Source organism: Pandoraea sp. B-6, assembly GCF_000282835.1.
GTDB classification, from domain to species: domain Bacteria; phylum Pseudomonadota; class Gammaproteobacteria; order Burkholderiales; family Burkholderiaceae; genus Pandoraea; species Pandoraea cepalis.
On the sequence record NZ_AKXS01000038.1, the window covers coordinates 52,126 to 65,465 of the forward strand.

Annotated in this window: 14 protein-coding genes; 8 read left to right on the forward strand and 6 right to left on the reverse strand. The window is 58.7% G+C overall.

The window, feature by feature from the left end; all coding sequences use genetic code 11:
* Nucleotides 1-93: 93 nt before the first annotated feature.
* From A985_RS0100515 to metC, 7 genes are all read left to right on the forward strand, one after another.
* Nucleotides 94-918 (forward strand): transporter substrate-binding domain-containing protein, encoded by an 825-nt coding sequence (locus A985_RS0100515; RefSeq protein WP_017231481.1) that lies wholly within the window; start codon nucleotides 94-96, stop codon nucleotides 916-918.
* A 15-nt stretch (nucleotides 919-933) separates the two neighbouring features.
* Nucleotides 934-1,626 (forward strand): amino acid ABC transporter permease, encoded by a 693-nt coding sequence (locus A985_RS0100520; RefSeq protein WP_017231482.1) that lies wholly within the window; start codon nucleotides 934-936, stop codon nucleotides 1,624-1,626.
* Nucleotides 1,627-1,630: 4 nt separating this feature from the next.
* Nucleotides 1,631-2,323, forward strand: a complete 693-nt coding sequence (locus A985_RS0100525; protein ID WP_017231483.1) for an amino acid ABC transporter permease — start codon at nucleotides 1,631-1,633, stop codon at nucleotides 2,321-2,323.
* Between the two features lie 35 nt (nucleotides 2,324-2,358).
* Nucleotides 2,359-3,126, forward strand: a complete 768-nt coding sequence (locus A985_RS23665; RefSeq protein WP_051060034.1) for an amino acid ABC transporter ATP-binding protein — start codon at nucleotides 2,359-2,361, stop codon at nucleotides 3,124-3,126.
* A 109-nt stretch (nucleotides 3,127-3,235) separates the two neighbouring features.
* Nucleotides 3,236-3,832 carry a cysteine dioxygenase family protein gene (locus tag A985_RS0100535; protein ID WP_017231485.1) on the forward strand — a complete coding sequence of 199 codons (597 nt, stop codon included), beginning with the start codon at nucleotides 3,236-3,238 and terminating at the stop codon, nucleotides 3,830-3,832.
* A 157-nt stretch (nucleotides 3,833-3,989) separates the two neighbouring features.
* A complete protein-coding gene (locus A985_RS0100540; RefSeq protein WP_017231486.1) occupies nucleotides 3,990-5,591 on the forward strand; it encodes a rhodanese-like domain-containing protein in 1,602 nt (533 codons plus the stop codon).
* 95 nt (nucleotides 5,592-5,686) lie between these two features.
* A complete protein-coding gene (gene metC, locus A985_RS0100545) occupies nucleotides 5,687-6,877 on the forward strand; it encodes a cystathionine beta-lyase (RefSeq protein WP_017231487.1) in 1,191 nt (396 codons plus the stop codon).
* A 75-nt stretch (nucleotides 6,878-6,952) separates the two neighbouring features.
* Here the strand turns inward: metC and blaPNC are convergent, their stop codons facing one another.
* Nucleotides 6,953-8,179: a PNC family class C beta-lactamase gene (gene blaPNC / locus A985_RS0100550; protein ID WP_017231488.1), complete on the reverse strand. Its 1,227-nt coding sequence runs from the start codon at nucleotides 8,177-8,179 to the stop codon at nucleotides 6,953-6,955.
* Between the two features lie 167 nt (nucleotides 8,180-8,346).
* Between blaPNC and A985_RS27970 the strand changes: the two genes are divergently transcribed.
* The gene (locus tag A985_RS27970) at nucleotides 8,347-8,499 is read left to right on the forward strand and encodes a hypothetical protein (RefSeq protein ID WP_157211302.1); all 153 of its coding nucleotides are present in this window, start codon (nucleotides 8,347-8,349) and stop codon (nucleotides 8,497-8,499) included.
* Between the two features lie 684 nt (nucleotides 8,500-9,183).
* Here the strand turns inward: A985_RS27970 and A985_RS0100555 are convergent.
* From A985_RS0100555 to A985_RS27980, 5 genes are all read right to left on the reverse strand, one after another.
* On the reverse strand, nucleotides 9,184-9,630 hold the full coding sequence (locus A985_RS0100555; RefSeq protein WP_017231489.1) for a hypothetical protein: 447 nt from the start codon (nucleotides 9,628-9,630) through the stop codon (nucleotides 9,184-9,186).
* Nucleotides 9,631-9,770: 140 nt separating this feature from the next.
* A complete protein-coding gene (locus A985_RS0100560) occupies nucleotides 9,771-10,040 on the reverse strand; it encodes a hypothetical protein (protein ID WP_017231490.1) in 270 nt (89 codons plus the stop codon).
* Nucleotides 10,041-10,706: 666 nt separating this feature from the next.
* Nucleotides 10,707-10,901, reverse strand: a complete 195-nt coding sequence (locus A985_RS27285; protein WP_083902143.1) for a hypothetical protein — start codon at nucleotides 10,899-10,901, stop codon at nucleotides 10,707-10,709.
* 668 nt (nucleotides 10,902-11,569) lie between these two features.
* Entirely contained in the window at nucleotides 11,570-11,899 is a 330-nt protein-coding gene (locus tag A985_RS27975) for a hypothetical protein (protein ID WP_157211304.1), read from the reverse strand.
* 9 nt (nucleotides 11,900-11,908) lie between these two features.
* Nucleotides 11,909-13,340: hypothetical protein (locus A985_RS27980; protein ID WP_157211305.1), on the reverse strand; the 1,432-nt coding region annotated here is incomplete at its 5' end.

Genomic DNA, 13,340 nt, shown 5'->3' on the forward strand with positions numbered 1-13,340 from the left:
AAGCAATATTTATGTAATCGGGCGGAAGCCGGCGTTGACCGGTCCCTCGATCATCGATTCGCCCTTCGGTCGAACTCAAGGAGACTCAGGATCATGTGGCAACGACACTTTGCAGCGGCGCTGTTCGCGACACTCGCCATCACGGGCGTCGCACACGCTGACCAACTGGCCGACATCAAGGCGCGCGGCACGCTTGTTTGCGGCACGCAGAACGCCAGCGAGCCGTATGCGTTTCCCGACGCGGCCACGCGCAAGATCGTCGGATTCGACGTTGACGTGTGCAACGCGATCGCGAAGGGGTTGGGCGTGAAGCTCGAACACCGTGCGCTGTCGACCGACGCCCGCATCCCCGAACTCAAGACGCATCGCGTCGACGTGCTGGCCGCCGCCGTTGCCTGGATGCCGGCCCGTGCCGCTCAGGTCGACTTCAGCGACCAGTACTTCGTTGCCCCGATTCGCGTGCTGGTGCGCGCCGACTCGCCGGTGCAGACGCTTGATCAGCTCGCGGGCAAGAAGATTGCCGCGTCCGAGGGGTCCAGCTCGGCCGCCGTGTCGGTCACGCGTCTGCCCGATTCGAACCTGCTCACCTTCCACGACATTTCGTCGGCGTTCCTCGCGCTGCAGCAAGGTAAGGTCGAGGGGCTGGTGGCGGGCCAACTGATTCTGGCGCGCTTCGCCAACGAAGCTGCCGCCAAGGGCGGACAGCAATACCGACTGCTCACCAAGTCGGTCTTCGAAGAACGTTGGGGCGTGGTGACCAACAAGAACGAACCCGCTTTGCTCGCCGCCGTGAACAAGATTCTGGTCGACTACGACAAGTCGAATGGTTTGCAGGACAGCTTCGACAAGTGGCTCGGCAACAAGTCGGTCTACAAGTTCACGCGCGACTATAAGGTCGAGCCGATCAAGGTGCAGTAAGCGAGACGCGGCGTAATGTTCGATCTTTCGTTTCTGCTCGAAGACGGCTACCTGAAGCTGTTTCGCGACGGGGTGCTGACCACGCTCCAACTGTTCGTGGTCTCGGGACTCCTGGCGATCGTGGTGGGCGTGGTGCTCACCACGCTGCGCGCCCTGCCGGTCAAGCTCTTCAAGGGCTTCGTGATCGTGGTGGTGGAATATCACCGCAACGTGCCGGTGCTGGTGCAGATTCTTGTATGGTACTTCGGCGTGCCGCAACTGCTGCCTGAAGGCCTGCGCGACTGGATCAACGCGGGCAACACCGAGTTTGTCTTCGCAACGCTGGCCCTGGCGCTCAATGCCGGCGCGTTCATCTCCGAAGACCTGCGCTCGGGGCTGCGCGCGATTCCGCACACGCAGCAGGAGGCCGCGTGGTCGATCGGTCTCACGTACTTGCAGTCGTTCCGTTATGTCGTGCTGCCGCAGGGTATTCGCGTGGCGACGCCCGCGTTGCTCAATCAGGCGCTGTTGCTCTTCAAGAACAGCTCGCTGGCAATGGCGATTGGCGTGCACGAACTGATGTATCGCACGCGTCAGATCGACAACCTGACGTTCCGCACGTTCGATGTGTTCATGGTAGCGACGATCCTGTATCTGATCGGCACGCTGGCCTTGATGGCGCTCTCCGAGCACGTTGCCAAACGCCGTACGGCACCCTCGGGAGTTTGAGACGATGTACGAGATCCTGCATGACTATCTCGCGCTGTTCCTCGTCGGGAGCTGGCCCAACGGCCCGCTTGGCGGCGTGGCGATCACGCTCATTCTCTCGGCGCTCGGGCTGGTGATGTCGTTTCCCATCGCGGTGGTGATCGGCATGGCGCAAGTCTCGCCGCTGCGCTGGCTGCGACGTGCGGCCGGTGTATGGACGCGACTGGTGCGTGGCATCCCGCTGCTGATGATCATCTTCTGGGCGTACTTTGCTGTGCCGCTGCTCGTGGGCGCCGAGGTATCGGCATTCACGACGGCCGTGTGCGCGATCATCGTCTACGAGAGCGCCTTCCTGTCGCAGATCGTGCGTGCCGGCCTCGAAGGCCTGCCGCGCGGCCAGATGGAAGCGGCGCGCTCGAACGGGCTGTCGTGGCTGCAAAGCATGCGTTACGTGCAATTGCCGCAGGCGCTCGCGAACATGCTGCCGTCGATCGTCAACCAGTTCGTGTCGATCATCAAGGCGACGTCGCTCGCCTATGTGATCGGGGTGCCCGAGCTGACGTACTCGGCCGCGCAGGTCAATACGATCGTGCTGACCAAGCCGCTGCAGACGTTCCTCGTGCTCGCAGCTTTCTATTTCGTGTTGTGTTTCGCCATTTCGCGTTTCGCCGGCTGGCTCGAGCGTCGTATCGCCCGTCAGCGTGCGGGATTGGCCTAAGTGCAGGATTCAAGAAGGAGAACGCGATCATGACCATGCTCGCATTCGAGAAAGTCGATAAGTATTACGGCGAACATCACGTCCTCAAGGGGATCGATGCCACCATCGGGCGTGGCGAAGTCGTGGTCGTGTGCGGCCCGTCGGGCTCCGGCAAGTCGACGTTGATTCGTACCGTCACGCGGCTCGAAGCTATTCAGAAAGGCCGCATCCTTTTCGAGGGCAAGGACGTCACCGCGCGCGACATCAAGCTCAATCAGTTGCGCGCCCGCATCGGCTTCGTGTTCCAGAGCTTCAATCTGTTTCAGAACCTCTCGGTGCGCCAGAACCTGATGCTCGGACCGACGAAGGTGCTCGGCATGTCGCGTGACGAAGCCACGGCCCAGGCCGAGACGTTGCTCGCCAAGGTCGGCCTTGCCCACAAGATCGACGCCATGCCGGCGAACCTCTCGGGCGGTCAGCAGCAACGTGTGGCCATTGCCCGCGCGCTCGCCATGAAGCCGCCGCTCATGCTGTTTGACGAGCCGACGAGCGCCCTTGATCCCGAGATGGTGCAGGAGGTCTTGCAAGTCATGCGCTCGCTGGCGGAGGAGGGGCTGACAATGATGATCGTCACGCACGAGATGGGTTTCGCGCGCGACGTGTCGAGCCGCGTCTGGTTCATGGACCAGGGGCAGTTGCTCGAAGACGCGCCGCCGGCGGAATTTTTCAGCCAGCCGAAGCACGCGCGTGCGCAGCGATTCCTGCAGGACGTGCTGCGCCCGTCGCCGATGATCGGCGTGCCGCGCGACGCCGTGCCTGCCTAAGGCCGACCCGACAAGCACGACGCACACGACACTTACGCCATACCCGAACACGCGACCGCGCCCCAGCCGGGACCCGTCGCAGAACAAGATCCTACGGAGAAGACTTCACATGTCCACGCCCACCCTAGCCGAACAACGTCAGGCCGCCGTCGGCGACGCCATTGCAGCCATGAAGGCGTCGCTGGCCCCTGAGGGCGAGACGCGCCCCGCGCTGGCCGCCGTACTCGATCAGGTCAAATCGCTCGCCGCGCGCACCGCGCTGTGGAACGAGGCCGACTTCCCGCCGCCGGCCGATGGCGAACTGCAAGCGCGTTATCTGATTCATGAAGATGCTGACAAGACCTACGCGCTGTACCTGAACGTCATGCGTCCGGGCAAGAAGATCACGCCGCACAACCATACGACGTGGGCCTGCATCGCGGCGGTCGAAGGCGTCGAATACAACTACGTCTACCGTCGCACCGACGATGGCAAGACACCCGGCGTGGGCACGCTGGAAGTGAGCGACACCGTCGTGGTCGATCCGGGCCACGGCATTGCGCTGGCGTCGGACGACATTCATGCCGTCGAGATCCAGGGCGACGCGCCGATTCGCCACCTGCACATGTATGGCCGCGCGCTCGAGACGCTGACCGAGCGCATCACGTTCGATCTCGCTAAGGGCACGTATCAAGTCATGGATATCGGCGTGAAGACCCGCCGCTAAAGCTACCGTGACCGCCGGCGAAATCCGGCGGCGAACTCCCTGACGGCGCGAGCGTTCCTCGTGCCCCCAATTCACATCGCCCCGCCGGGCGGTGCGGGCCCGTTCATCCCTACGCTTTGGACATGACCGGGCGGAACCTGACAACCGACGCAACGCTATGACCTCGTTTACTCCTCACTTCGTGCCGCCCGCCCGCCTCAAGGAATGGTTGCACGACGGCGCCGAGATCGCCGTGTTCGACGTGCGCGAGCATGGCGAGTACGGCGAAGCGCATCTCTTCTATGGCGTGACGCTGCCCTACAGCCGCCTGGAACTCGACATCGTGCGACTTGCGCCGCGCCGCGACGCCCGCGTGGTGCTCTATGACACCGACGGGAGTGTCGCCGTTCAGGGGGCGCAGCGCTTGGCCGCGCTCGGATATTCCGACGTGTACGTGCTCGAAGGCGGTACCGACGCCTGGCAACAAGCCGGCTTTCGTCTGTTCGCCGGCGTGAACGTGCCGTCAAAGACCTTCGGTGAGTTGGTGGAGATGGCGTATCACACGCCCCGTGTGTCGGCGCGCGAGCTAGCCGCCATGCGCGAGCGCGGCGACGACGTCGTGATTCTCGACGGACGTCCCGTGAGCGAATACCTGAAGATGACGATTCCGTCGTCGATTTGCTGCCCGAACGGCGAACTCGGCTATCGCATTCGCGAGCTGGTGCCGAACCCCACCACGCCCATCGTCGTGAACTGCGCCGGTCGTACGCGCAGCATCATCGGCGCGCAAACGCTCATCAACCTCGGCATTCCCAACCCGGTGATGGCGCTGGAGAACGGCACGCAGGGCTGGTATCTGGAAGATTTGCCGCTGGAGCATGGCAGCACGCGCCGCTATCCGGACGCGGTCGCGCCGTCGAGCCTCGCGCAGATGCGTGAAGCGAGCGGTGCGTTGGCCGAGCGCTTCGCTGTGCCCGAGGTGGATGCCGCGACGTTTGGGCAATGGGCCACGGACACGACCCGCACGCTGTTCCTGTGCGACGTGCGCACGCCGGAAGAATTCGCTGCCGGGTCGCTGCCCGGTGCGCAGCACACGCCGGGCGGCCAGTTGATTCAGGCGACGGATCAATACGTGGGCGTGCGTCATGCCCGGGTGGTGCTGTTCGACAACGATGGGGTGCGCGCACCGATCGTCGCGAGCTGGCTGCGTCAGTTGGGTCACGACGCCTATGTGTTGCGCGGCGGACTCGCCAGCGGCGCGTCGTTGCCGGGCCGTGCGCCGGCCGTGGACACGACGCTGCCCGAGATCGATGTCGCCGCGCTCGCCGCGGCACTGGCCGACGAGCGTGTAACCGTCGTCGACCTGCGGCCGAGCATGAGCTACCGTCGCGAGCATGTGCCGGGTGCGCAGTGGGCGATTCGTCCGCGGCTGCCGAGCCTGCCTGCGTCGCGTAACATCGTGCTGATCGCGGACGAGCGCGGCATCGCGGAACTGTTCGCGGCCGACTGGCGGCGTGCGCATGCCAACGACGCGCGCACGGTCTCGCTGCTTGCGGGCGGCTTCAAGGCTTGGGCCGTGGCCGGCCAGCCGGTGCAGAGCACGCCCGATGTGCCGGCGGACGCCGAATGCATCGACTATCTGTTCTTCGTGCACGATCGTCACGACGGCAACAAGGCGGCGGCGCGCCAGTATCTGGCGTGGGAGACGGGTTTGCTGGCCCAGCTCGACGACCGCGAGCGCGGTGCGTTCCGTATCGGTGAGCCTGCCGCCGCGAAGTAAATGCAGACGCTGGCGTGCGCAAGCGTTGCGCACGCCATGCGTTATCTTCTGATTTGTTCGAATCGTTCAAAACCTTATCCCCCCAACGTCCGATCATGTCCCGACAATCGACCCCCAAACGTCTCGCTACCCGTCTGGTCAAGGGCGGCATGCACACCGCCGTGGTTGGCGGTCGTGCCGTCAATCCGCCGGTGGTGCGTGCGTCCACCGTGCTGTTCGATACGATGGACGACCTGAACGACGCGCGCCGCCGTCGCGGCACCGAGCGCATGTTCACCTACGGGGCGCGCGGCAATCCGACGGGCTTCGCGCTGGAGGATGTCGTCGCCGAGCTGGAGGGCGGCTATCGCACGCGTCTGTTCCCGACGGGGCTCGCGGCGATTTCGATGGTGTTTCTGGCTTACGTGCGTCCGGGCGACCATGTGTTGATTTCGGACTGCGTGTATCAGCCGCTGCGTCACTTCGTTGAGACGTTTCTCAAGCCGTGGGGTGTGCACGTCACCTACTTCCGCGCCGATGGCAGCGACGCGGCGGAGCACATGACGGCCCGTACGAAGATGATCTACGTGGAGACGCCGGGCTCACTCGTCTACGAGATGTGCGACATCCCGGCGCTGGTCGATCTGGCGCATCGTCATGGGGCGCTGCTCGTGGCGGACAACACGTGGGGCTCGGGCGTGCAGTGCCGTCCGCTGATGTTGGGGGCTGACGTCTCGGTGATGGCCGCGACGAAATATCTGAGCGGGCACTCCGACGTCATGATGGGAACAGCGACCACGACGCAGGACGTCTGGCACACGCTCTCCACGATGGCGGATGCGCAGGGCGTGGCCGTGAGTCCGGACGACGCGTATCTCGTGCTGCGCGGCACGCGCACGTTGGGGGCGCGTCTGCAGATGCATGAGCGTCATGCGTTGGAAGTTGCGCATTGGCTCGGCAGTCTGCCGGACGTGGCGCGCGTGTTCTGCCCGGCGCTGCCGACGCATCCGGGGCATGCGCTGTGGCAACGCGACTGCGTGGGCACAAACGGCCTGATTTCGTTTGAGTTCGCCAACGCCACGACGGCACAAGCGGACCGCTTCGTCGATGCGCTCGAGCTGTTTGGCATCGGCGCGTCGTGGGGCGGCTTCGAGAGTCTGGCGACGGTGTCGAACGTGGCGGGCACGCGCACGTGCGAGGACTGGACGTCCGCCGGCCCGATCGTGCGTCTACATATCGGTCTGGAAGATCCGCAGGATCTGATCGAGGATATGGCGGCGGCGCTTGAGCGGGTGTTTGGGCGCTAAAGCCTCAGGGACTTCAGCGCCGAGTCAAGTTCACGACGACGGCGCGGGCGAGGACGCCCGCAGCCGCGCACGTCGTCACTTCCCAGCGGGGGAGGCGTGTGCACCGCCGTCGAGGGTGGTCAGGATGTCGTGCGCTGCGCGGATGCGCTCGTCCATCGCGTAGTTCTTGTTCGCGAGCAGTACGATGCCGATCCGCTTCGACGGGACGAAGGCGACATAAGCGCCGAACCCATTCGTCGAGCCCGTCTTGTTAATCCAGGCGACGGGCGTGGGGGCCATCGGAGGCGCGAGTTCACGAACGGTGGTCGGCTCGTAAGCCATTCGGGCCGAGTTGCCGTCAAGCAGCGCATCGACGCTGACCGGATACGGGTACTGCTCCCAGATCAGGTCCTGCGTGATCGGCTTGTCGAAGAAATAGCCGGTGTGGGTCGCGTTGATCGCTTGGCGCAGCCGGTCGTCCTGCACTGGCTGTCCGAGGTTGGCGCGCACGAACCGCAGCAGGTCGCTCGCCGTCGTCTTCACGCCATAGGCTTCCTGATCGAATACGCCCGGTGAAACGCGAATCGGCTTGCCATCCTTCCCATATCCCCACGCGTAGTTGGCCTGCTGATCCTTCGGCACCCGGAGGTAGGTGTGCTGCATGTCCAGTGGCTTGAAGACGTGCTCCGTCACGAGTGTCGCGAAGTCACCGTGCATGGCGCGTGCGGTGATCCAGCCGAGGGCACCGATACTCACGTTCGAATAGGTGCGCACCGTGCCGGCGGGCTTGGCCGGTTTCCATGACTTGAGGTATTGCAGGACCTCGTGGGTGCTATGAACGTTGTCCGGCGCTTGAAGCGGCATGCCGCCGGTCGTGTGCGTGCCGAGATTGACGAGTTTCACGTCGCCGAAGGGGGTGCCTGCAAGTTCGGGGACAAAGCGGCTGGTCTTGTCGGTGAGCGAGAGGGCACCGACGCCTTGCGCATAGGCGGCGAGCGTGGCCGTGAAAGTCTTGCTGACCGAACCCAATTCGAAAAGCGTGTCGGCCGTGACGGGTGTGTTGGCCTTCTTGTCGGCCACGCCGTAATTGAAGATGTAGGTATGCCCGTCGAAGACGATGCCGACGGCCATGCCGGGGATTTGCTGTCGGGCCATGAGCGGGGTGATCGTCTTGTCGACGAGCGATTTGATTTCGTCTTGCCGAGGATTGGTCTGGACCTGTGCTTGCGGCTCTGCGGCGTAACTGCGTGCGCTGAACGCCATCCAGGTGATGGCGGCGGTCGCCGCAAGCGCGGTGAAAACGGTGAGGTAGGGCTTTGTCATCTAGGGTCGTCTCCGTGTGGGCAGGCGCTTGGGACGCATGAGGCACAAAGGCACAGCAGGCCGGTTGAACCTCATGGTAAAGCGCGGTGATTCATGCCCGGAAGCGTAATCGCAAATCGGTGTGCATCCGCGGTACAGCGACGTAACGGACGTAACCGATGTAATGGATGCAACCAAACTGGGGCAAGGGGCTCGCCCCGCTGGGCGAACGCGAGTGCGGTGTCGGCCAGAAAATCGCTTTTCTGACGTCAAGCGTTATTCCGATCGTCGCTGTCAGCAACGTTGACGAGATAGACGCGGAAGATGAAAACCCCAACTGAGGCATTCGCGTTATGCCGCTTAACCTGAGCGGGTGCCGCTAGGTCATTACACATCTCCGTCGAACACTAGGACGACATCAACGCAGACTTTGCGTGTGCCCGTTTGCTTAAAATAAAAATCTCTTCAGAAGCAACCCTACAAAAACGGAAAAAATGATACCGAAGCATGTCCAATAGATAATCTTCCCGCGTGACGTGAAGTTCCTGTAACCATCTTCTGACGGACCACGAACCATTGCATGCCTCCATTGACTTATTCTCGCCGTTGCCGACTGACGTTGCTCGAATCCACGGGACGACGCTGAAGCCCACGCAGCCGGGACTGCCTACACCAAGCTCGATTGCAGTATTTAGTAGCCTAATGCTTCCGGACACTGATTTAGGCGAGAACGCTCGCCATGAAGAGGTGTCTGATGACCAAGCAGCGACGTACGTTTTTCCCGGATTTCAAATAGCAGGCCGTGTGCCGGATGCTCGACCGGGGCCATAGCCATATGGAGGCAAACCGTTCGGGTGGAGTCGGTGAGACGGTGCCGCGTCGGCCGGGTACGGCAGCTCCAGCTGGGGCGTCAAGGCGGCGAGCCGCGGGGCATTTCCGTTGACATTCGGTCGTTGCGAGTGCCAACTTTAAGTGGATGAGGGGACATCGCGATGCCACGTGCGTGGTTGAGTTGCGTCCATTAATTATCTACAGGCCGTGAGAGTTGCCGCGTTGTACTTCATGGATATGAGAACGGTTGGGATGTTTTCGTAATCCCCAGCGTTTTGTTGAATATCGGCGAGCACACCATGCTTGCAGAATGAAGCGGATGTGGCAGGGAGTAATTTCCAGCCCATGTCAACTAACGTCGCGATATTCTGCTCGCGAAGCTCATACGACCACGAGTCTTTCCGAATTAGTGCAAACAGAAGTGCGCTACCAAACTTCGCGTTTTCATGTCGGTGGACGATAGCCCCCCCGTTTGCGAGAATTTCCGTCATGTCTGCTTTCATCATGACCATCCTTTGATTCGCGTCAGTCGTTGAAGGATTCCTTATCAACGTGTAAGTGAGGATAGACAGCCACAATGCGATAGTAAGTATCGCAACGTAGTACTTGATTGGGTATCCAAGGATTTGCTGGCTCAGCATGGGATTACTGTTTTGCCGGGAGTTCGTATATAGGGGCGGCGCTTGTGCCGGCGCTCCCCTCAAGAATTACCCTTCTTGTCGGTCCGCCGACACCCACCCCAATCTCGGTGCCTGTTGACCTTACCTCGCCAAAGTCCTCGTCAAGACCCGTCCTCATCGTCCTGCTTTGAGCGATACGAATTGCGGGCTTTCTTGTAGCGGCTATCGAAGGGTTTGATTTTGAGAAGTTTGGCGCGGCTCGTCATTCCGCCGACAAGTGCGACTGCGAATCCAATCAACAGGAGAGCACGAGCCCAAACAACGGACAAATCGAGGTCAATTGCTGCAACGGCAATGGCGATGCCAACGAGGATGAGTAGTAGACGCAACCACGAACTCAGGTTCCCATCTTCTACGAATCGAATATTCATTTTTTCCGTTGCGCCTGCTCCAGCCACTTCATTTTCGCAATTTCAAACCCGCCAGATCTTGCGTCTAGTTCACTTCATCGGTCGGCGCGATCGTCTCACTCTCGATGCGCGATATTTTTAAAAAATAGAGTTTGTACTGGTAATCCGACGATCATGAACTCTCCATCAGTCCTGTTAACGTCGGAAAAGATAAAGGTCAAAATCGGGAAGTTTTTACTCGATTCTATTTAGGTTTATCCAAGAAATTGCAATAAGGGCAATTGTAAGTAGGGTTCCTCTTGTCATGACCGATTTAATATTTACGGAGGAGGTCAGAAAGTCAATGCTCAATTCCTTGGCGCATCCTGGAGTAAATAAGCAGTGTATGGGCAGGCCGACGATCCATGCCAAATATATCCCGGCAAGGCAAATTCCCCATGCTCCAAGAAATGCGATAAGCCAACGAATCATTTTTTCTGTCCCTTGCCGGAGGGTATCGAAATTGACGTCGCCATTTCTTGAATGACGCTGCCTCCAACTGTGCCGGCGATCACGCCAAGTGTATTCGGGTGAAATGCATACCATCCTTTCCCGGATAAAAAAGCCGCGTGCTGTGCATCCGTAAGGGCTATTGATGGTCGCGCGAATGACGCCCTTGCCGCTTGCCGATGCCGAACAAGAAACCAGTCAGAATTTCTCCTGTTCATCATCCGCTAGGTCGTAAGTTTTTCTGGCTTTTGTATAGCTGGCATCGAAAGGTCGGATATTCAATGTACGAGCGCGGCTGCTTAAGCCGCCAATTATCATGAGTAAAAATCCAAATAATGCTAGAAGTGCGCTGAATATTGAGGGTGTGGCGTATTTGAAAGTGAAATATGACATGCCGATTCCGGTGAAAATTAATGCGGTGCATATCCATCTTGTTAGATTTCCTTCGTGTGTTATTTTAATTTTATTCATCGAGCACATAGTGAGTGTCCGCAGGAATGGCATTTTCTTGATAATAAATCAACATACGGGATTTTTTTTCCGCAAGAAATTGATCGGCAATTTGGGCATCGATAAAAAACTCCAATTACAAAAATAATCGAAAGGACAAGTGCGAGCACATGAACGGCTGAAACCCACTGATATTCGCTGGGAATATATTTGAAAAATGGAAAAATCAGAAATCCAAGTGCAAGGATTGTTATTATTGAAATTCTTGCTAGATTGAATTTTTTGTATTTGCTTTTGGTTTCATTGTTTCGATTTATTTTTAAATTAAATTGTGTTGATTTTCGCTCCCGCTGCATGGGCAGAAACTTGGTGTGACGCCGGCTCTCACTTTCGCTTCCCAATGGAAGCTCGTTGCCGGTGAGTCAAGAGTTTTGAAATGCAGGACTGCCGCTGCGATGATCTGGTCGCTCAGCGGCGCGACAATAGAATTTTAGGCCGAAGAAGAGTCAATTTGCTAACGTGACGACTTTTGATTTCTTCGCAACCAAGCATATCGATGGAGGGCGCTCTAAATAACCAAAATTATCTTGGGCAAGAAGTTAGTATATCGATCAGCCAGTATTAATTTTATGTCGACGACAATAAACAATAAACTCAGCATCATTATTCAATTGAAGCAAATTAATTAAAGCGGAGATTGATGAAACCAAATCAGGAAAAGTTTCCCATATTTGCCATGGACCTTCCGGTGAGAAGTAATACCAATATCCGGCCAACGCATCACTGGGCGCCTGGAGTTTTCTTGATCTAATTTCATAAATGATCTGCATCAATCGGCTTCTGTATAAGTTTCGAATGTTCTCGTTGCGATCAGCAGTCTTGACAAGCAAGTCATCGGTGCGACTAGCTTGTTCCACAAGATAGGTAGACAACATGAGCATGATTGCTTCCTAGCGAATAATCCCACCCGGGATGGCCTTGGGAGGAGTAAAGCTCCCAAGATTCGGAACGATATATTGCGTTAAGCCTCCCGCAGCAGTGAACTGCCCTTGGCTGACAGGTGCGATAGTGCTTTGGTAAGCCGTCGCTAATACTCCAGGCTGTGGTTGAATTGAGAAGGCTTGAAATCCTTTAATACCGCCGTTGGCAAAACTCGATGCGGGCAACCCCAACGCATTTGCCACCGAAGTTGCGCTCGCACTTTTACCAATAAACAAATCATACTGTGTGCGTGACATATAGAAGGAACTGACGCCTGGATTATTCCCAAACGGAACAAGCCGAATCAGCTCATCATTTCTCCCGAGTTGAACAACCGTCGGAAGTGTCTGACCAGACCTAACGGCGTTCCCCGTAAGCGTTTCGGCAAGTTGAGAGTTTCCGCCCACTGCCTGTAGATAGTCGTTGTCAATAGAACGGACAACAGCATTGCTGTCTATCATGCCGGAATTGAACGCCACTCCCTTCGGCGAGAAGGCCGCGTTCGTATACGTTTCACGGGCAGCAGTATTTAACAACGCCGCCCGCGTTGTTGCTTGGTTTGCTACCGCGCCAGCAGTCGCTGCCCCGCCAACGCCAAGGGCCGCTTCAAGCAGCCCTGCAGCCGTCGGCGACATGCCTAACCCCTTCAAGGCTTGATTCAGGAGGGTCGCTTCCGATTGCCCGGAAACCGCTTGTTTTGAACCAGCGTACATCGCGTCCGCGCTTACACCCGCAACAAAGGCATTAGCCACACAACCAACACCGGTCACGCATGAAACAGGAGCAGTCGTTATGGCACCAGCAATTCCCACTGCGCCTAAGACGGCTTGGCCCGCTCCCAAGCCGCGTCTAGTAATTTGGTACGTATTGTTCAACTGCTTGGCGGCATCCACATGTGCGTCGCTGAACATGCCAGATGTGCTATAGCCGAACATGCTCACCTGCTTTTCTAGAAGCTGGCGTTCGCCTGAGAGAGCGTCGCTTGCGCCGAATTCTGCGATCTTCTGGAGTTGCTGGTAAGCCACACTTTCTTCCGGATACTCGGCATAACATCTTGTCAACGCACAAGCCGCTGCAGTTAGGCGTGCCTCCTTAGCTTCATCGTATTCTGCAAGCTGTTTGATCCTCTGAATTTCATCCGGATGCAATTGCCGATTAAACCGATCAGTATTGAACCCAGTAAACGCCCCCGAAGTCCCGCCCGCCACCGCGCCTACCGCAGTACCTACACCCGTGACCACAATCTGGGCCAATGCCTGATCGATATCTGCGTTGCCTGTTGGACTAGCATTCTTTATTTCGTTGCTTAACTCATTCAGCGCACGGCCAAGCTTCGACGTCAGCCCTGCACCGAACGCACCGCCAAGCGCATTACCTCCTCCGAGACCCGCCACGATTGCC